We start from the raw sequence: 20608 nt of genomic DNA on the forward strand, positions 1-20608 counted from the left end.
ATTTTTTTTCAAATATCTCTCTAATTAACCCAATACTTTTTTGGTTCGCTCGTTAAATTTATATTAAATTTGTTTTATAAAACATTAAATTCTTTAACAAATGAGTACAAAGTTAAGAAGTTTGCTTGTGCTATTCGGAATCCTTTTCGGAGGAATTCTGATGGCGCAAGAAAAAACAGTTACAGGTACTGTAACTGATGCAGACGGTTTCACTCTTCCTGATGTTACAGTAACATCCTCTTCAGGAGAAGAAGTGTACACCGATTCAGATGGTAATTATTCCATTCAGGCAAACGAGGGTGATGTTCTCACCATAGAGTCACTGGGCATGAATGTAGTAACAGTAACAGTAGGCGCAAGTGATGTGTACAATGCATCTCTGAGACAAAGCGGTGCAATTGAACTTGAAGGTGCGGTAGTAACTGCGCTTGGTATTACTAGAGAAAAGAAATCTTTGGGTTATGCGACCCAAGAAGTAAGCGGAGAAACTTTATCTGCTGTTCCGGTTCAAAACTTTGCGGATGCATTATCAGGTGAAGTTGCCGGTTTAGATGTTAAATCTTCCGGAACAATGGGTGGTTCTACAAACATGGTTATCCGTGGTACTAAATCTTTAACAGGAAACAACCAGGCTTTGGTCGTAATCGATGGTATTCCAATGAATAATAGTACATATAATACCGCTGATCAAACTACAGGTAGGGGTGGATATGACTATGGTAATGCTGCTTCTGACATCAACCCAAATGATATTGAATCTGTCAACGTTCTGAAAGGTGCTGCTGCAACTGCGCTTTATGGTTCAAGAGGAGCGCAAGGTGTTATTATGATTACTACCAAAAAAGGTAAGAAGAGCAACAAAATTGGTGTTGAAATTAATTCGAGTTTCACTGTAGGTACTGCAGATAAAGAAACATTGCCTAAATACCAGAAAGAATACGGAGGAGGATATATGGGAACTTTTGATGATACTTTTGTCATGGGAGACATCAACGGAGACGGTATTGATGACATTACCGTAAATACTTATAATGATGCTTCTTACGGAGCTGCTTTTGATCCAAATTTATTGGTTTACAACTGGGAATCTTTCTTTCCTCAGTTACCAACCTATTTGCAAGCAACTCCTTGGGTAGCTGCAAAAAATGACCCTAACTATATTTGGAAGACTTCTACAACATTTGTGAATTCTGCTGCTTTTTCAGGTGGTAATGACCAGGGTTCTTTCCGATTTGGATTTACCAATTCATTACACGAAGGAAATCTAGATAATTCTTCTTTGAAAAGAAATACACTTGATTTTAGCGGAGCATATGATTTTACTGAAAAATTACGTGTTTCAACAAGTGTTATTTATACTAACAATAAAGCGATTGGTCGTTACGGAACAGGATATGACGGATTAAACCCAATGCAGTCTTTCCGTCAGTGGTGGAACGTAGCAGCAGATATGCAGAAACTAAAAGATGCTTATTTCCTTACAGGAGAAAACATTTCATGGAATGCAAATGCTTGGAATGACACAAGACCGGCATACTCAGACAACTACTATTTCTCACGTTATCAGAACTTCCAAAATGACGAGAGAGATCGTTACACAGGAATGGCTGCAGTAGAATACAAGCTTACAGATTGGTTAACTGCCATGGGACGTTTTACTTTTGACAACTACAATGAGTTGAGAGAAGAACGTATTGCAGAAGGTACAGTTGGTAAAGTATCTGAATATTTTATGAACACTATTGATGTAGGTGAAAATAACTACGATTTGATTTTATCTTTCAATAAAGATTTGTCTGAAAATATAAATCTTGAAGGTAACGTGGGATGGAACTTGCGTGTGAATCAATTGAACTCTTTTGCAGCAAGAACAAATGGTGGTTTGGCAATTCCGGGTATTTATAGTTTGAATAACTCTATCAACGCTCTTACTGCAGCTGATATGGCCCAAACTATTTATACTAAAAAAGTTGACGGTGAATATGCCAGAGCTAGTTTAGGTCTATATAACATGGTATTCCTTGAAGGTTCGATCAGAACTGACCGTTCCTCTGCTTTACCAAAAGAAAATAACCGTTATTGGTACCCTTCTGCAAGTGCAAGTTTCTTGTTCTCTGAAGTAGTTGATGCTGGATGGTTGTCCTTCGGTAAAATCCGTGCAAACTATGCAGAAGTAGGTAACGATACAGATCCTTACAACACTACTTTAAGCTACGAGATTAACGCTCCATTTAATAACTTCCCATCTTCTACAAACCCAGCAGCTTTTGGAAATCCAGATTTAAAACCTGAAAGAACAAAAGGTGTAGAATTTGGTTTGGAGATGGCAATGTTTAAAAACAGAGTTTCATTTGAGGTGAACTATTACAACACCAAAACATATGACCTTATTACAAGAACTTCAGGTGACCCTGCTTCAGGTTTCCCATTGTATGTGACTAACGTAGGGGATATCCGCAACAAAGGTATTGAGGCTAGCTTAAGATTAACCCCAATTCGTTCAAATGATTTTGAATGGAACATTGTAGCTAACTTCGCTAAAAACGACAACGAACTTGAATCATTAAACGTTGAATACTATCAATTAGCAAACGTACAAGGCGGTTTATCAATCGGGGGATATGTTGGTGAGCAACTAGGTGTTCTTCGTGGTACCGATTATGTATATGACGAAAATGGAAATAAAGTTGTGGGTGCAAATGGTAAGTATTTGCTTTCTGACCCAGATGCAATCATCGGTAACTTTAATCCGGACTGGACAGGAGGTTTGAGAAATATGTTCCGATACAAAGAACTAACATTAAGCTTCTTGATTGATGTACAAAAAGGAGGTGATGTATTTTCACTTGATACTTGGTACGGATACGCTACAGGTCTTTATGCAAACACAGTTGGTTTAAATGATTTAGGAAATCCTGTTCGTAATACATTAGCTGATGGAGGTGGGATTATCTTACCGGGTGTAAAAGAAGACGGAACGCCTAATGATGTTCGCGTAAGAACTGATTATTATGCAAACCCTTGGGGATATGCTAGTACTCCAAATGCTGCGCATGTATATGATGCATCATTCGTAAAACTGAGAAACGTAACATTATCTTATGATTTACCTGAGAAATTAATCCAAAGTACTTTTGTAAAGAAATTTACAGTATCTGCAATTGGTAGAAACTTATGGATCATTCATAAAAATGTACCGTACTCAGACCCTGAAGCCGGTCTTTCTGCAGGTAACATTCAGGGATATCAATCAGGTGCATACCCTACAATCAGAGAAATTGGTGCAAGTATTAAAATCGAATTTTAAAAAAGAAATTTTATGAAAAAATTAATAATAGCATTTGGTTTGTTAGGGACAATTTTTTCTTGTTCAGATGATTATTACGAATCATTAAATCAAGATCCTACCCTACCTTCAGATGTCCCGGCAGATTTCCTGGTTAACGCTGCAACCGTAGCGCTTTTCGACCAGATGATTACACCGAATCAGAACTTAAACGCCGCCAGATTTATGGGGCAATATTGGACACAGACAACCTATGTTGACGAGTCAAATTACAATCTTAACGAACGTAATATTACAGGGCAACATTGGACTAGAATGTACACAAATGTGTTGTACGATTTAGAAGATGCGAAAAGAAAGGTTGCTACTTATGAAACTTCCAGTACTTATTCACAAGCTACTAAAGATAACCAGATAGCTATAGCTGAAGCAATTCAAGTTTATGTATGGCATCAAATGGTTGACACCTTTGGAAACATTCCGTATAGTGAAGCTTTTCAAGGATTGGAAAACACAGCGCCCGCTTTTGACGATGCTCGCACTATCTACAACGATTTATTGAGTAGAATTTCTGCTTCAATTGCGGCTATGGATACTTCAGGTAATGGATTTGAGGGCGATAACATCTATGGTGGTGATGTTGCACAATGGAAAAAGTTTGCAGCTTCTGTAAAATTGAAAATCGCAATGCGTTTAGCTGATGTAGATGCTGCAGCAGCATCTGCGGCTGTTTCACAAGCGGTAAGTGCAGGGGTATTCACATCAAATGCAGACAACTTTACTTTACCATATTTCTCTACTCAGCCCAACACTAACCCACTTTGGGAAGATCTGGTTTTGAGTGGACGTCAAGACTTTGTGGGAGCCAATACTGTAATCGACATTATGAACGATCTTAATGACCCAAGAAGACCTATTTATTTCAAAGAAAATATGGGTGCTGGCGTGTTTGTTGGTGGACCTTATGGCGCAGAAGGAAACACTTTTGCTAATTCTTCTCAAGTAGGTGAAGTACTTCACGACCCAACTTTCCCCGGAACTCTTATGGACTACGCAGAAGTAAGTTTCTTACTTGCCGAAGCTGCTGAAAGAGGTTTTGGAGTTGGTAGCGCAGACACTCACTATACCAATGGCGTAAGAGCATCATTGGAATTCTGGGGTGTTTCTGATGCAGATATTACAGCTTATTTAGCTTCTCCTGACGTTGCTTACGCAACTGCTCCCGGTAGCTGGAAAGAAAAGATCGCTCGTCAGTTTTGGTTAGCTATGTATAATAACGCTTTTGAAGGTTGGTCTGTATGGCGTAAGCTTGATTACCCAGCTATGCATGTTTCAGGATTTGAGAACATGCCTGCTCCTCATCGTTATACATATCCTATTTCAGAAAGAACTATCAATCCTGATAACTATGATCAAGCATCTTCAGCCATTGGTGGTGATGAACAATCAACTAAATTATTCTGGGATGTAAACTAATCTCATTTAATAGAATTTAATTTTAAGCTGCTCCTTTTGGGGCAGCTTTTATTTTTTTAACAAGTCTCATTCTTCTTACGTACTTTTGAATTTGTATATTGAAATCAAAAAAATTCATGACTAAAACTATCACCGTAAGTTTCATTATCCTTGGATTTCTCATTAGCTGCAATGATTGCACAAAAGAAGAAGACCTTTTGTTGCGTGAAAGCGCACTGATTCAGAGAGAAAACAGTTTTGCCGAAAAAGAAACCGAATACCTTTCACTTTTAAAATTCAAAGACAGTATACAATCCACTATGGATTCACTTGCATACCAAATCTGGCCCGATAGTATCGCTGGAAGGTGGAACAGCAAAACGCTATGTATAGAATCCAATTGCTCTGATTATGTGATTGGCGATCAAAGAGTAGATATTTGGGTTTTTGACCAGGACTCAACCGGACTCCATGCCCGTGTACTAAACAATAAAAACGAAATTATAAGAACTTATCAGGCAAACTATTCGCCAAATGGAATTCGCTTGACTTTTAAAACCGATTCCTTGTCAACTAGGCAAGCAGTCATGAATGTTAACCTCGACCAAATAAATTCCGATAAAATATCCGGGAAAAGAACCATCACAATTGATGATAAATGCACCGCTGTTTTCAACCTGGAACTGAGTCGACTTAATCCAAAAAATTAACCAACACACCAAATTTGATTCATGCTTTTACTGAATATTCACGACCTTAGTCTACCTATTGCAGACCCGGTATTAAAATTCCTGCTGGTTCTCATTATTATACTTTTCGCCCCACTTTTGCTGAATAAAATTAAAGTTCCACATTTACTGGGACTCATAATCGCCGGGGCAGTAATCGGCCCAAACGGATTCAATATCCTGGCACGTGACAGCAGCATTGTAGTAACCGGAACAACAGGACTACTTTACATTATGTTCCTCGCCGGACTCGAAATCGACATGGGCGATTTTAAAAAAAATAAATGGAAAAGTTTGACTTTTGGAATCTATACTTTTCTTGTTCCGCTCGTGCTGGGATATTTAGGAGCATATTATCTCCTAGGATTTTCACAACTCACCAGTTTCCTATTTGCGAGTTTATTTTCTTCACACACACTCATTGCTTACCCTATCATCAGCAAACTCGGCGTTGCCAAAAATCGTGCGGTCAATATTACCGTCGGCGGAACGATGATTACAGATATACTTGCCCTACTCGTACTTGCGGCTTGTGTGGGAATGGCGCAAGGCGAAGTGGGAAAAGAATTCTGGATCAAAATGTCTGTATCCATATTTGCATTCGGATTAGTAGTTTTATTGGTTTTCCCAATTATTGCCCGATGGTTTTTCAAGAAAGTAGACGATAAAATATCACAATATATTTTCGTCTTGGTGATGATTTACCTGGCTGCACTTCTTGCCGAAGTAGCTGGCGTGGAAGCCATCATTGGTGCTTTCCTTGCCGGTTTGGCACTCAACCGACTGATTCCTCACACCTCAACCTTGATGAACAGAGTTGAATTTGTAGGAAATGCCATATTTATTCCTTTTTTCCTTATCAGTGTCGGGATGTTGATTGACTTCAAAGTTTTCATCAGCAGTTGGGAAACCATCATGGTAGCAGCTGTTATGTTGTTTGCATCATTTGCCGGAAAATACATTGCAGCGGTTGCAACACGAAAAACATTTCGTCTGACGAAAGACGAAGGAAAACTAATCTTCGGATTAAGTGTCGCTTCCGCAGCCGCAACGCTGGCAGCTGTGATGGTCGGATATAACATTATCATTTCGGAAACCGAGGCAGGTGAACCCATTCGTTTACTCAATGAACACGTTCTGAACGGAAGCATTTTACTGATTCTCGTTTCTTGTACGCTTTCTTCCTTCACTTCCACTTCAAGTGCTGAAAAAATTGCACAGTTGGAAAATGAAGATACCGTTGCCGGAAAATCAGATGAGAAAGAAAACATACTTCTCGCCCTGAATTACCCTGAAACGGTTGAACCTTTGGTTAACCTTGCTGTCATTACCAAATCCAAACATAATACAGATGGTGTTTATGCACTGAACATAATTAATGAAGAAAAAAATGAATCTTCGGTTAAAAATGCAGAAAAAATCCTTGACAATTCAGTAACGCAGGCTACTGCTGCAGAAGTTAGCATTCAACCATTAACACGTTATGATAATGATGTGATAAACGGGATTAACAACGTAATTAAAGAAAAGAAGATCACGGATTTGTTTATCGGGCTAAAAGCCGGAAAAGGTTTTTCCTCCTCTTTTGTTCATAATCTTTATAACGGATATCTGCAAAACGATAAGGCCAATATTTTGATTTATCATGCTTCACAACCCATTTCAACGATCAAAACCCAGGTGGTAATTATTCCGGCTCATTCCCATTCGGAACCCGGCTTTTTTCACGCACTTTTAAGGGTTTGGAACATCGCACGGAATACTGGTGCAATTGTTCATTTTTATGCAACGGAACCTACCATTGCCGTGCTGAAAAAAATTATTAAAAAAGTCAATATCGAAGCGAAATTTACAGTCATTAACACTTGGAAAGAATCAGAAGAGATTGCTAAAAACATCGGTGAAAATGAAGGTTTGATTATTTTCCTTGCCAAACGCGGGATGAATTCATACCTTCCACAAATGCGCTATATTCCGGGAATTTTGAATTCTAAATTTTTGGAGAAAAATTATCTGATTATTTATCCATACCAGGGCGAAATCGAAAATTATCCTGAAAAAAGACTCGTGAGCAATCACGGGGATTTTGTTCAGATCGGAAATGTTGTCCGCAAATTATTCCGATAAACTGATTTGGGTTAAATTTGTAAAAAATCATTTAGATGCAACCTCTTGCAGAACGGTTACGCCCCAAAACACTGGACGATTTCATCAATCAGAAACATCTGATCGGTGAAAACTCGCCGATTCGTGTCATGTTAAAGTCCGGACACATCGCTTCCATGATTTTTTGGGGTCCTCCGGGAACCGGGAAAACAACATTGGCCCAAATGATTTCCGAACTTTCAGATCGTACTTTTTATGAATTAAGCGCCATCAATTCTGGCGTAAAAGAAGTCAGAGAAGTTATTGACAAAGCAAAAAATCAAAATCTTTTTTCAGGTCAGAAAGCACCCATCCTTTTTATTGATGAAATCCATCGTTTCAACAAATCCCAACAAGACAGTTTATTGGGCGCAGTGGAGAAAGGGTGGATTACCCTGATCGGCGCTACAACCGAAAACCCGAGTTTTGAAGTCGTTCCGGCTTTACTTTCACGTTGTCAGGTTTATATTCTGAAATCTCTTGAACGAAATGATTTGGAAGAATTAATCCAAAGAGCTGTTGAAAAAGACGAAATTCTCAATAAAAAAAATATTGAAATTCTTGAAACCGAAGCTTTGATCCGGTTTTCCGGTGGTGACGCGCGGAAACTTCTGAACGGACTTGAATTGGTGGTAAACAGTTCTTCGGAAAAGAAAATAAAACTGACCAATGAATCGGTCACACAAACCATTCAGCAGAATCTGGCGATGTATGACAAAAGCGGCGAAATGCATTATGACATCATTTCGGCTTTTATCAAATCCATTCGCGGATCCGACCCAAATGGCGCTGTTTATTGGCTCGCCCGAATGCTGGAAGGTGGTGAAGATTTGAAATTCATTGCGAGAAGATTATTGATTTCGGCTTCAGAAGACATCGGAAACGCCAATCCAACGGCTTTGGTAATTGCCAACAATGCTTTTCAGGCAGTGAATTCAATTGGATATCCCGAAGCGAGAATTATTCTGAGTCAGTGTGCAGTTTATTTGGCAAATTCCCCAAAAAGTAATGCAACTTACGAAGCCATCGGAAAAGCACAGCAAGTCGTCCGGCAAACCGGAAACTTGCCCGTACCGCTTCATCTGAGAAATGCACCTAGCCAACTCATGAAAGACCTGAATTACGGCAAGGATTATAAATATGCCCATTCCTACGAGAATAATTTTACCGAACAGGAATTCCTACCGGAAGAATTATCGGGAACTACCTTTTATGAACCCGGACAAAATGCACGCGAACAAGCCGACAAACAATCCCTGAACAAAAAATGGAAAGGCAAATACGGTTATTAAGTGAGTTTTGAGTTTTGAGTTGTTGAATGCCAAATTTAATTGCTATTCACCACGCACTATCACTAGTTACTAATTGCTATAAAAAATCCGATCACTTCGAGAACCTTAGTGACCGGATTTTATATTTAAATTTTAAAGAAACTTATTCTTTCACAAATTTGTGTGTGAAATTCGTTCCTTTGATCATCAATACATAAACACCTTTTGGAAGATGAGAAACGTTGATGTAATTTTTATTTGAACCAATTTGTGATTCCATCACTTTTTTACCGGTCATATCATAAACTATAACGGTTTCTGCTTTTTTGAAATCCATCACAATGTTCAGCTTGTCTGAAACAGGATTTGGATAAATTTGCGCAATTTTTCCATTTAGGATATCATTTACTCCCATCACATCCTCACATTCATATTCCAGTAAAACATAGCCTGTTGTAGTGAATTCTTCAGTAATAATGGCAACATCATCACATGTAAATCCGAACTGACCTACCATATCCAAGGCTGCTTGTCTAACCGCTCTGGCTGCATTTTGTTGATTTGTTGAAGCATTTGTCATAGCCAAACCTTCCAAAAATGCACGGTCTGTCTTTTCTCTACCGATTCGATCCCAGATTCTCATTAGAGAAGTTGCCCAAATCTGACCTGCAGTGTGAATAGGAGTTCCACCCGGTGGTGGATAAGTTCCTCCATAGCCTGTTGTTCTTCCTCCCCAGCAGGTATTGTGGCCATCCCAGTTAAAAAACCATTGGTATTGCGGATCGCTTGGCTCCCATTGCCCAAGGCTTCTGCTGTAAGATTGCCCCCAATAATCACCAGAACCTTCACTCAAACCTTGTACCTGAGACAAAGAACCCCCGGTAACCCAGTCGTGAACTCCATGTCCGAGTTCATGAATCACAACGTCTGCATCTTCTGCATCATCCACACACCCTTCTCCAAAAACCAAACGTCCGTTTGAATAATAGGAATTATCAGCTCCTCCTACTCCATGCGGATCAAACCAGACAACACCGCCGTTGGTCATCGGTAAACATTCAATTCCCAGCGTTTCATTTACATAACGCTGCATATTATCAATGTGCCAATAAGCGTTTACCGCTTCAAATCCCTGTTCATTTCGGTTGAATAAAAAATCAGGGGAAGCCTGTGTAAAAAGTCCGGTAGCAGGAGATTCCAATTCTTTAATTTCGGCATAGGTACCCTTTAATTTGTACATTCCGCCAGCGAGTTCAAGTTCCGGAATTGTAACCAACTGACGAGCTTCATCAAGCGCGTCATTAGTCGCATCATTACCATCTACATATTGCCCACCATAGGTTGAACCTGTATAAGAAAGCGGATCCGGATTAAAGATATACCCCGTTCCCGCTTCCACAGTGCTGGCCACGGACTTTGCAGTATCATCATGTTGAGGATCTCCATGGTCGTGATCATGCTTGTAATAATAAGCTATGTCCTGAACCCTTAAAACATTTCCTGAAGCAGCGTCAACCATTGCTTCCCAACTTCCCGGTGTTTCAAATGAATTTAATACTACTCTGTAAACCAATTTGGTTTGATTATCTTCCGTTTGCCATACAAACAATTTATTTTCTTCAAACAAGATATCGCCTTGAAGATTCATCTCTGTCTTGGCTCTGCTAATAGCTGTTTCAGACGAAATCGCCGGAATAACAGAAATATTTGCCGCATTTTTCTCTAAACTTTCAGAAGTGTAAGTTACAACGCCTTTGTTGTTAAAATGCACCACCACTTCTGATTGAAAAACCGGAACGCCCGAAATCATTTGTTGAAAACGCAAAGTTTCACCGGAATGACCGTTACGTGTTAATCTCAAATCAAGCTCGTGATGATCTTTCAGACCAAGCTCTTGTGCATGATCGCTTATCCATTTTCTCGCGTTACCTTCCAGGGGTGATTGTTGTGCACTCAGACCCGAAAAAGCTAACATGAAACAAACGGATAGAATAGTCAAATTTCGTTTCATAATTTGTGTGTTTTGATTAATTTTAATTAATGTTGAATAAAATTAAAAATAATCCATGAAAAATTATCTAACATTTTCATTTATTATAATTTCAGGGCTTGTATTTCAATTTTGTTCAAAATCAAAACCATCGGTTGAACTTACTATTGTTAGTTTCAATCCATCAGTTGAAAAAAATTTAACCGAGCTTAAAAGTTCATTGAAAGAACAATTTCATATCGAATCTATTCAGACTATAAAAACAGAATTACCTCAAGAAACTTATTACGAACCGCGAAACCGTTATCGGGCTGATAAATTAATTCGTTATTTAAGAGATAATTATAAAACGGAAAAACTAATTGGAATTACAGATAAAGACATTTCTACAACATCAGGCCAACACGAGGACTGGGGTATAATGGGACTTGCTTTCAGACCGGGAAAATCATGTGTGATTTCAACGTTCAGAACTTTTAGAAATGCAAAATCGGAAGAGCATAAACAAGAACGCCTCAAAAAAGTTGTTTTCCATGAATTCGGGCATACACTTGGACTTCCACATTGTAAAAATTCTGAAAGCTGCCTGATGGCTGATGCAAACGGAAAAGTTTCAACAGTGGATAAAGTCACAGATTTCTGTCCCAAATGCAGAACCAAAATCCGGAAATACCTGAGAAATTAAAACTCGAAAATCAATCCGAAATAAGTCAAAACCGTACTACAAACTACGCTTCTCCTTCAAATTATTGACCGAAATAATTCGGATTTAAATAAATTAATGCGCATTTGAAGTTTCCACTTTGTCCACATCAATTCCTTGCTTTTTCAGGAATGATTTTACCAAAATCGCAAAAATAGTCAGGTAAATAAAACAGAAAACCGGAATAATATAGGAATTGTGAATCCCAATGATATCGGCCAGCTTTCCTTGAATCGGAGGAATAATTCCACCGCCCAGAATCATCATTACCAAAAATGCCGAACCTTGCGCCGTATATTTTCCAAGCCCCATCAGTGAAAGTGAAAAAATGGAAGGCCACATAATACTGCATGCAAGCCCACCGGCCAAAAACGCATAAATCGCAGTCGTCCCTTCGGTCATCAGTCCAATAATCATAGCTGCGACTCCGAAAATTCCGAAAATCATCAAAGTTATCGCAGGACGGTCTTTGCTTATGAAAAACATAATGATTTGAATAAATACACAGAAAACATAGTAATAAAGCGGTGTCATGTCTTTTCCTGCCAATACATTTACAATGATAATAACCGAAAAAGCCAATAAAGGCATCAAAATCAAAAAGAAGTTTTTCTTCATTCCGATTAAATTAAACGCCGAAATAGCTCCAGCCCAACGGCCAATCATCAAACTTCCCCAATACATTGAAATATAAGGCGCAATGTCCGATGAGCTATGTCCGCCGAATTCCGGCTGTTGCAAAAGATCGCCCAGATTACTTCCAATTGCAACCTCAACGCCCACATATATAAAAATCGCAATCATTCCTAAAATCAGTTGTGGATATTGCATCGCGCCCCAGCCGGTAGAATTTCTTTTCGCCTGAACACCTGCAAAAGAAAGACCGCCTAAAACAACCAACAATGCGCCACCCAGCCACATCATTCTTTTTTGTTCCAAGGGATGTTTTATTTCGTCAATTTCTGACTGATATTGCGCGATCAATATTTGGTCAGAACTTGATTTTATTTCAGATTGTAATGATTCAATTTTTAAAGATTCTTCACTTTTATAACTGCTGAAAACCGGTCCGAACATGGCGCCCAATAAGATTGTCATCACCACCAAAGTCCGAATGGCTTTATTGGCTTTCTCTATCGGTTCGTCAGAAATTCCGGCAGGCACTTTTTTCGAAAAGAAAAACAATGCAGCTGCTGCGATGAACAATAATCCGACTCCGGCATAGAGGTAAACGACTTTGTTAAGCGGTAAATTGGCTATATCTTCGTCCGAAACCGTAGCAGTGGTTCCAAAAAGTGCAAAAGCTACAATCAGAGGACCAATTGTCGTTCCAAAGGAATTGATTCCACCTCCCAAATTCACACGACTCGCTCCTGTTTTGGGATCTCCCAACAAAATCGCAAACGGATTTGCAGCTGTCTGTTGAAGCGAAAATCCGAGCGCAACGATGAATAACCCCATCAGCATTCCGGCATAGGTATTCACTTCCACAGCCACAATCATTGCACCTGCTCCGAGTGCCGAAAACAGCAATCCGTAAACGATACTCTTTTTATAACCCCATTTGCCAACCAGATCTTTTCCTGAAACCGAACTGAAAATAAACAACAGCAATGCACCTATGTAATAAGCCGTATAAAACGCAAAGTCAACCAATTGCGACTGAAATTGGTCAAGATGAAAATAATGTTTACAAAAAGGAATGAAAATACTGTTTCCCGCAGCAATAAAGCCCCAAAAGAAAAATACTACAATGAGCGTATAAAGCGCAGGATAATTCGTTTTGATCTGATTTGATTCCATAAATTTTTACTGTGTTTAATTAAGTTTTTGAAAAAACTCTGAAAAGGTAAATAAATTCAGCGAAACAAAAGAAAATTTTTCTACTTAATTAGAATTAGTTTAAATTAGAATTATGCCTGACATTCTAACAAAAATCACTTTGCCTTTGGCTTAATTTCCTAATCCTTAACCTATTTTTGTAAGTCAAACAGGAATGATCAAATGACGAAAATCGAAAAACTTTTTTTCTCTACCCGAACCATGACCGTGTTATTGTTTTTATACGCGATCGCAATGGCCGTGGCCACTTTCATAGAGAATGATTATGACACTCCAACCGCCAAAACGCTGATTTATGAAGCCAAGTGGTTCGAGATACTTATGCTTTGGCTGATTATTTTATTCATCGGAAATATCAAACGTTACCGATTACTAAGAAGAGAAAAATGGCCAGTCCTGATTTTTCATTTGTCTTTTGTCTTTATTTTCATTGGTGGAGCCATTACGCGCTATATCAGTTTTGAAGGACAAATGCCCATCAGAGAAGGTGAAACCACCAACGAAATCATATCTGACAAAACTTATTTCAAACTCGAAATCAACGATAAGGAAAGAGCTCTACGCTATGATAAAAACACTTATATGATGTCGCATTTCAATGCGAAGGATACGCCCTGGCCTTTCAAGAGAACTTATGAAAAGGAATATGCTTTTGGCGATAAAACTGTAACGCTCAAAACCATTGACTATATTCCGCTGGCAAAAGACTCCATTCAGAGAACCGATTCAGGAAAGAAAATGCTTGAAATCGTAACCATGGGACAGGAAGGTCGCGAATCGGAATACATCGGAGAAGGCGAAATCAAAAACATCGGCGGAACCATGGTGAGTTACAATAATCCGATTGAAGGCTCGGTTCAGCTTGTGGAACAGGATGGCAAACTCATCATCAATTCGCCTTTCAACGGACAATATATGACCATGACCGGCCAACAAGTAGGTGTAGTTACGGATTCAGCCTTACTTGCCGAACAATCAGGAACCATTGAAATCAACAAACCCCAAATGTTGAATTATCGTACGCTTTACACCATCAATAATACCAATCTGATCATTCCGCAACCTGCCTTTAACGGAAAAGTAGTGTATTACAAAGGAGATAAAACCAATGCAATGGACAAGGAACTTCCAAGTGCAATCATTGTTGAACTAAGTTCAGGAGCAGAAAAAGACACCCTGACCATCATTGGCGGACGAGGCATTACTTCCTTCAGTAAAAACACAAATATCAACGGACTCGGAATTTCGGTAGGATTTGGTTCAAAAATCATCCATACACCGTTCTCAATTCGTTGTGACGATTTTATTCTCGACCGATATCCCGGCTCTTCCAATCCTTCTTCTTACGAAAGTGAAATTACTGTGATTGACAAAGGAGAAGAAACGCCGCACCATATTTACATGAACAATGTGATGGATTACCGCGGTTATCGTTTCTTCCAGTCAAGTTATTTCCCGGACGAAGGCGGTACCATTCTTTCTGTAAATGCTGACTGGTGGGGAACAAATATTACTTATGTCGGGTATTTTCTGTTGTTCTTCGGGCTTTTTGCAACGCTTTTCTGGAAAGGAACGCATTTCTGGAAGTTGAACAAACAACTAACCGATCTTCACAAAAAAACCTTGATTCTTCTTCCGTTTCTATTTTTATTCGGACTGGGAACTGCGCAAGATTCAGTTCAAACACATAATCATCAAGAGGTTGCAGACTCAATTCCTGCAGATCACAAAGAAGTTCAGGCTTCCACCCAATTCGTAAATCCTAATCAATTGGGAAAACAATTTCAAGTCGATCCGGTCCATGCAGAAAAATTCGGGCATTTATTGGTTCAGGATTTCGAAGGACGAATCAAACCGATGAATACTCATACGCTGGAATTGCTTCGAAAAATTTATAAAAAAGACAAATACGGCGAATTTTCATCTGACCAATGGTTTCTGTCCATGCAAATTGACCCGACTTCCTGGGCCGATGAGCACATCATAAAAGTCGCTTCCAAAGGTGGGGAAGAACTTTTGGCCGAAACCCAAGCCGATGCCGACGGATATACTTCGTACATGAAGCTGGTGGATCCACATACGGGTCAGTACAAACTCGAAAAACAATACAATGCTGCATTCAGCAAACGAGCTGCAGATCAGTCTAATTATGACAAAGAAATCATTAACATCACAGAGCGATTCAACGTTTTCAGTAATATCGTTTACGGTTATTATACCAAAATAATTCCTATCCAAAATGACCCGGGCGAATCCTGGACTTCATGGATTTACAGTACCGAAGAAAGTCCGGTCGAAATCAACAAAGTCGCGTATGATTTTATAACCAATTATTACAATGACCTGAAAACCGGCTTCCAATCAGGCGACTGGAGCAAAGCCGACAATTCTCTTCAGGCCATTACCGATTATCAGCACGAATGGGGAAAAAATGTAATTCCGTCCGATGCCAAAGTCAATCTGGAAGTACTTTACAACAAAATCAATATTTTCTTTTGGTTGATGATTGTTTACAGTATGCTCGGAGGAATTCTTATTTTCCTGGCTTTCATCGAAGTATTTTCAACCGAAAACCGTTTTGGAAAAATCATACACAAAATCACACTTTTCTTTTTGGGGTTACTTCTTGTGACATTTATAGTACATATGCTGGGGCTGGCAGCTCGATGGTACTTGTCCGGGCATGCACCTTGGAGTAACGGATACGAAGCAATTGTGTTTATTTCATCAATCGGTGTCCTCGCCGGACTGATTTTATACCGTAACCGAAACGCCTTTATTCCGGCTGCAGGCGCGATAGTAGCGATGATTATGATGGGATTTGCGCACGGCGGCGGATTACTTGACCCACAAATCACACCTTTGGTTCCGGTACTTAAATCTTATTGGCTAATGGTTCACGTAGGGATCATAACTTCGAGTTATGGATTCTTCGGACTATCGGCTGTAATCGGAGTCATTTCACTGATTTTACTTTGTTTCAAACCCACGCCAAAAATCAAAAAATCCATTCAGGAAATTACCATCGTCAGCGAAATGGCAACTACAATCGGACTTTTTGCACTAACCGTAGGGACTTTCCTCGGCGGAATGTGGGCCAACGAAAGTTGGGGACGTTACTGGAGCTGGGACCCGAAGGAAACCTGGGCATTCATTTCGGTGATTGTTTATGCCATCGTACTGCATTTAAGACTGGTTCCCGGATTGCGCGGAAAATGGGCTTTCAACATGGCGAGTATGTGGGCAATCTGGTCGATCATTATGACTTATTTCGGGGTTAATTATTACCTGTCCGGACTTCACTCCTACGCTGCCGGTGATCCTATTCCGATTCCGACCTGGATTTATGTTACAGCGATAGTTATGTTTTTACTTTCATTAATTTCGTATTTTAGAGACAGGAAATTTCAAAAGAAAAGAAATTTCAAAACTTTAGAAAAATGAAATATTTAAGTCTAATTGCTTTGCTGAGTTTTTTCATAAGCTGCAAAGCGCAAAACGATAAGAAAATGAATACCATTTATGATTATAAAGTGGAAGACATCAGCGGTGATGAATTTGATTTTGCCGATTTAAAAGGAAAGAAAATATTGATTGTCAATACAGCTTCCAAATGTGGATTTACGCCACAATTTGAAGGGTTGGAAGAATTGTATCAGAAATACAAAGACCAGAATTTTGTCATCGTAGGTTTTCCTTCCAATGATTTCGGGCAACAAGATCCGGGAAGCAATGAAGAAATTGCCGAGTTCTGTAAAATCAATTACGGCGTGACTTTCCCGATGATGAGCAAGGTTTCGGTAAAGGGCGACAGCATCGCACCGATTTATGAATTTCTGACGCAAAAAGAATTAAACGGAAAGAAAAATTCATCGGTAAAATGGAATTTCCAGAAATATTTAATCAATGAAGACGGAACTTTCCACGATTATTTCTATTCCATCACTACACCCGACAGCAAGAAAATCACCAAGTGGATTGAAGCGAATTGATTTGAAGATGGGAGATAGAAGCTGGAAACAAAATTAAAGCATGAAATTAGACATATTAGCCATCGGAGCACATCCTGACGATGTGGAATTAGGCTGCGGTGCTACCGTTGCCAAAATGGTCGCATCCGGAAAAAAAGTCGGAATTATTGATTTGACCCAAGGCGAACTCGGTACAAGAGGCACGGCAGAAACACGCCGACAAGAAGCGGCCGATGCTGCAAAAATTCTAGGCGTTGAAGTGCGTGAAAATTTAGGATTTCGTGACGGCTTTTTCGTGAACGATGAAGCACATCAAATGAAACTCATCGAAGTCATCCGCAAATACCAGCCTGAAATTGTACTTTGCAATGCGCTGGAAGACCGTCACATTGATCATGGCAAAGGTGCCGATGTGGTGGAAACGGCATGTTTTCTTTCGGGATTGAAAAAAATCGAAACCGGACTTCCAGCCTGGCGACCGAAACATATTTTTCATTTCATTCAGTGGTATCCGCTCAAACCGGATTTCGTTTTGGATGTGTCAGGTTTTATCGAAAAGAAAAACGCGGCCTGTTTTGCTTATAAAACTCAATTTCATGACCCGAATAATCCAGAACCCGATACGCCGATTTCGTCCAAACATTTTCAGGAAAGTATTGAAAACAGAGCCAAAGACTTGGGTATGCTGATCGGTGCGGAAGCCGGCGAAGGATTTATGCTGAAAGGCTATCTAGGATTAAAAGATTTCGAAGGACTCGTATGATAAATTGCCGATAATTTTTAAATTTTGAATGGCAGAAATGAAATAATTTATATATTTGCAGTCCAATTGAAAAATGGTGGTTGTAGCTCAGTTGGTTAGAGCGTCGGATTGTGGTTCCGAAGGTCGTGGGTTCGAGACCCATCATCCACCCAAAAGTCCTGAAGAGATTCGGGACTTTTTTATTTAATTCTTCTCTGATTATTAGCATTAAATTAACCTTCTCCTCAAATTTCCTTCCCAAATTTGCATTGTACAAGTTTTGTCCCATGTGTGTTAATAAAAGGAGTTGGATGATTTGAATTCAACTTCTTTTTTTATTTTGTAATTTTGAAATGAATTAATCACAATACACATGAAAAAAGCCGTTCTGTTGAGCATTCTGCTCAGTTCTTTGTTTTTCACAAATTGTAAGAAATCATCGCCCGAAACAGAAAAAAATCAGGAAGTCGAAACACCTGATTCTCTCAAATCCTATGCGACCGTACGTCTGGAAACCGATTTGTCGCATCTGACCGATAACGAAAAGGAAATGCTACGCATTTTCATAGAAGTCTCCGACATCATGGATGAACTTTTCTGGTATGAAGCTTATGGTGATAAAAATGAATTATTGTCCAAAGTTTCCGGTCCGATGAAAAATTATGTTGAAATCAATTATGGCCCTTGGGACAGGCTTGACAATATGAAACCTTTTGTGAAAGGATTTGATGCAAAGCCGCTTGGCGCAAATTTTTATCCGCTCGATATGACGGTGGAAGAATTTGAAAAAGCCAATCTTCCCGAAGGAAAAAGTCTTTATTCCTTTGTACGCCGAAACGACAACGGAAATCTTTATACCATTCCCTACCACGTTCAGTTTCGCGATCAAATCTCCAAAGCAGCCGGTTTATTGCGTAAGGCAGCCTCGTTGGCAGAAGATGCCGGTCTGAAAACTTATTTGGAATTGCGTGCAAGAGCTCTGGAAACCGATGATTATTTTGAAAGTGACATCGCTTGGATGAATATGAAAACCAATCGTCTGGATTTTGTAGTGGGACCGATTGAGACTTATGAAGATCAATTATTCGGATACAAAGCAGCGCACGAAGCTTATATTTTGGTAAAGGATATGGAATGGTCGCAACGATTGGAAAAATTCGCAAAATTCCTTCCTGAATTACAGAAAAATCTGCCGGTGGATGCCCGATACAAATCAGAAGTTCCCGGAACGGATTCTGATTTGAATGCATACGATGTGGTTTATTATGCCGGAGATTGTAATGCAGGCGGAAAAACCATTGCCATCAATCTGCCGAATGACGAAAGAGTTCAGTTGGAAAAAGGAACTAGAAGGCTTCAACTGAAAAATGCGATGCGCGCAAAATTCGACAAAATTCTGCTTCCGATTTCCGATGTTTTGATTGACGAATCCCAAAGAAAACACATAAAATTTGATGCATTTTTTGCCAATGTGATGTTCCACGAAGTCGCACATGGACTTGGAATTAAAAATACCATTAATGGAAAAGGAACCGTTCGCGAAGCTTTAAAAGAACAGCAATCTCATCTGGAAGAAGGAAAAGCCGACATTCTGGGATTGTATATGGTCAATCAGCTTTTGGCCAAAGGTGAACTGGAAGGTCAGAAAGAAGATTATATGGTAACGTTTCTGGCGGGAATTTTCCGTTCAGTTCGATTTGGTGCAAGCGCCCATGGTTCGGCCAATATGATTTGTTTCAATTATTTTCAAGAACACGGTGCATTTAACAGAACGGCAGACGGAACCTATGTAGTGGATTTCGCAAAAATGGAAACCGCTATGAACGGACTTTCCGAATTGATTTTGAAACTACAAGGCGACGGTGATTACGAAGGCGTTAAAAAACTGACGGAAGAAAAAGGTCATATTTCGCCGGAACTTCAAAAAGATTTGGATCGACTTAAATCAGCCGGAATCCCTGACGATATTGTATTTGAACAAGGAACGAAAGTTTTGGGATTATAAACAAGATTTCACTATTTTTGCAACCCGAATTGGCTGCGTACCTGCCTGCCGGCAGGCAGGGTTCAACTGGATAGAATATCAGATAAATGTTTTATACTTATGTCATAAAAAGTGGAGTTGATGGGAGGCTGTATAAAGGTCATTGTGAGTTTTTAGAAAAAAGAATTGAAGAACATAATTCAGGCAAAACAAAATCAACAAAAGCTTATGTTCCTTGGAAATTAGTATATTTCGAATCTTTTTCAACAAGAAACGAAGCTGTTTTAAGAGAGAAATATTTTAAATCAGGAATCGGTCGGGAATTTATAAAAGAAAAAATAAGGCTGCGTAGTTCAACTGGATAGAATATCAGATTTCGGCTCTGAGGGTTGGGGGTTCGAATCCCTCCGCGGTCACACTTAAAATCCGTATTTAGTCTCAAAACTATTTACGGATTTTGCTTTTACTCCACTTCTAAATTCGTAAATTAG

At 39.4% G+C, this 20608-nt stretch carries 13 protein-coding genes and 2 tRNA genes; 13 read left to right on the plus strand and 2 right to left on the minus strand.

What is annotated here, in order from left to right:
* Positions 1-100: 100 nt before the first annotated feature.
* From WBF63_RS01190 to WBF63_RS01210, 5 genes are all read left to right on the plus strand, one after another.
* Positions 101-3307, plus strand: coding sequence for a SusC/RagA family TonB-linked outer membrane protein (locus tag WBF63_RS01190; RefSeq protein WP_424367854.1), 3207 nt, complete (start codon positions 101-103; stop codon positions 3305-3307).
* A 12-nt stretch (positions 3308-3319) separates the two neighbouring features.
* Positions 3320-4762, plus strand: a complete 1443-nt coding sequence (locus WBF63_RS01195; protein WP_424367855.1) for a SusD/RagB family nutrient-binding outer membrane lipoprotein — start codon at positions 3320-3322, stop codon at positions 4760-4762.
* A 116-nt stretch (positions 4763-4878) separates the two neighbouring features.
* Entirely contained in the window at positions 4879-5451 is a 573-nt protein-coding gene (locus WBF63_RS01200) for a hypothetical protein (RefSeq protein ID WP_424367856.1), read from the plus strand.
* 21 nt (positions 5452-5472) lie between these two features.
* Complete coding sequence (locus WBF63_RS01205) at positions 5473-7596, plus strand: cation:proton antiporter (RefSeq protein ID WP_424367857.1); 2124 nt, start codon at positions 5473-5475, stop codon at positions 7594-7596.
* Positions 7597-7631: 35 nt separating this feature from the next.
* Complete coding sequence (locus tag WBF63_RS01210; RefSeq protein WP_424367858.1) at positions 7632-8906, plus strand: replication-associated recombination protein A; 1275 nt, start codon at positions 7632-7634, stop codon at positions 8904-8906.
* A gap of 142 nt (positions 8907-9048) precedes the next feature.
* On the opposite strand, the gene WBF63_RS01215 is transcribed toward WBF63_RS01210, so the two are convergent.
* Complete coding sequence (locus tag WBF63_RS01215; protein ID WP_424367859.1) at positions 9049-10896, minus strand: T9SS type A sorting domain-containing protein; 1848 nt, start codon at positions 10894-10896, stop codon at positions 9049-9051.
* A gap of 199 nt (positions 10897-11095) precedes the next feature.
* Here WBF63_RS01215 and WBF63_RS01220 point away from each other — a divergent pair, with 199 nt between their 5' ends.
* Positions 11096-11560, plus strand: coding sequence for a matrixin family metalloprotease (locus tag WBF63_RS01220; RefSeq protein ID WP_424367860.1), 465 nt, complete (start codon positions 11096-11098; stop codon positions 11558-11560).
* 93 nt (positions 11561-11653) lie between these two features.
* Here the strand turns inward: WBF63_RS01220 and WBF63_RS01225 are convergent, their stop codons facing one another.
* Positions 11654-13381, minus strand: coding sequence for an MFS transporter (locus WBF63_RS01225; RefSeq protein WP_424367861.1), 1728 nt, complete (start codon positions 13379-13381; stop codon positions 11654-11656).
* Positions 13382-13582: 201 nt separating this feature from the next.
* Between WBF63_RS01225 and ccsA the strand changes: the two genes are divergently transcribed.
* The 7 genes from ccsA to WBF63_RS01260 all read left to right on the plus strand — a co-directional run bounded on the left by ccsA (position 13583) and on the right by WBF63_RS01260 (position 20533).
* Positions 13583-16864: a cytochrome c biogenesis protein CcsA gene (gene ccsA, locus WBF63_RS01230; RefSeq protein WP_424367862.1), complete on the plus strand. Its 3282-nt coding sequence runs from the start codon at positions 13583-13585 to the stop codon at positions 16862-16864.
* Positions 16861-17412: a glutathione peroxidase gene (locus tag WBF63_RS01235; protein ID WP_424367863.1), complete on the plus strand. Its 552-nt coding sequence runs from the start codon at positions 16861-16863 to the stop codon at positions 17410-17412. Before ccsA ends, WBF63_RS01235 begins: the two co-directional genes overlap by 4 nt.
* Before the next feature lie 40 nt (positions 17413-17452).
* Positions 17453-18154: a bacillithiol biosynthesis deacetylase BshB1 gene (gene bshB1, locus WBF63_RS01240; RefSeq protein ID WP_424367864.1), complete on the plus strand. Its 702-nt coding sequence runs from the start codon at positions 17453-17455 to the stop codon at positions 18152-18154.
* A 76-nt stretch (positions 18155-18230) separates the two neighbouring features.
* Positions 18231-18304, plus strand: a tRNA-His gene (locus WBF63_RS01245).
* Positions 18305-18506: 202 nt separating this feature from the next.
* The gene (locus WBF63_RS01250; RefSeq protein ID WP_424367865.1) at positions 18507-20138 is read left to right on the plus strand and encodes a dipeptidyl-peptidase 3 family protein; all 1632 of its coding nucleotides are present in this window, start codon (positions 18507-18509) and stop codon (positions 20136-20138) included.
* A gap of 86 nt (positions 20139-20224) precedes the next feature.
* Positions 20225-20482, plus strand: a complete 258-nt coding sequence (locus WBF63_RS01255) for a GIY-YIG nuclease family protein (protein ID WP_424367866.1) — start codon at positions 20225-20227, stop codon at positions 20480-20482.
* Positions 20460-20533: transfer RNA gene (locus WBF63_RS01260), tRNA-Arg, on the plus strand. Before WBF63_RS01255 ends, WBF63_RS01260 begins: the two co-directional genes overlap by 23 nt.
* The last annotated feature ends 75 nt before the right edge of the window (positions 20534-20608 follow it).

It is taken from the genome of Moheibacter sp. (assembly GCF_049672845.1).
GTDB lineage: Bacteria > Bacteroidota > Bacteroidia > Flavobacteriales > Weeksellaceae > Moheibacter.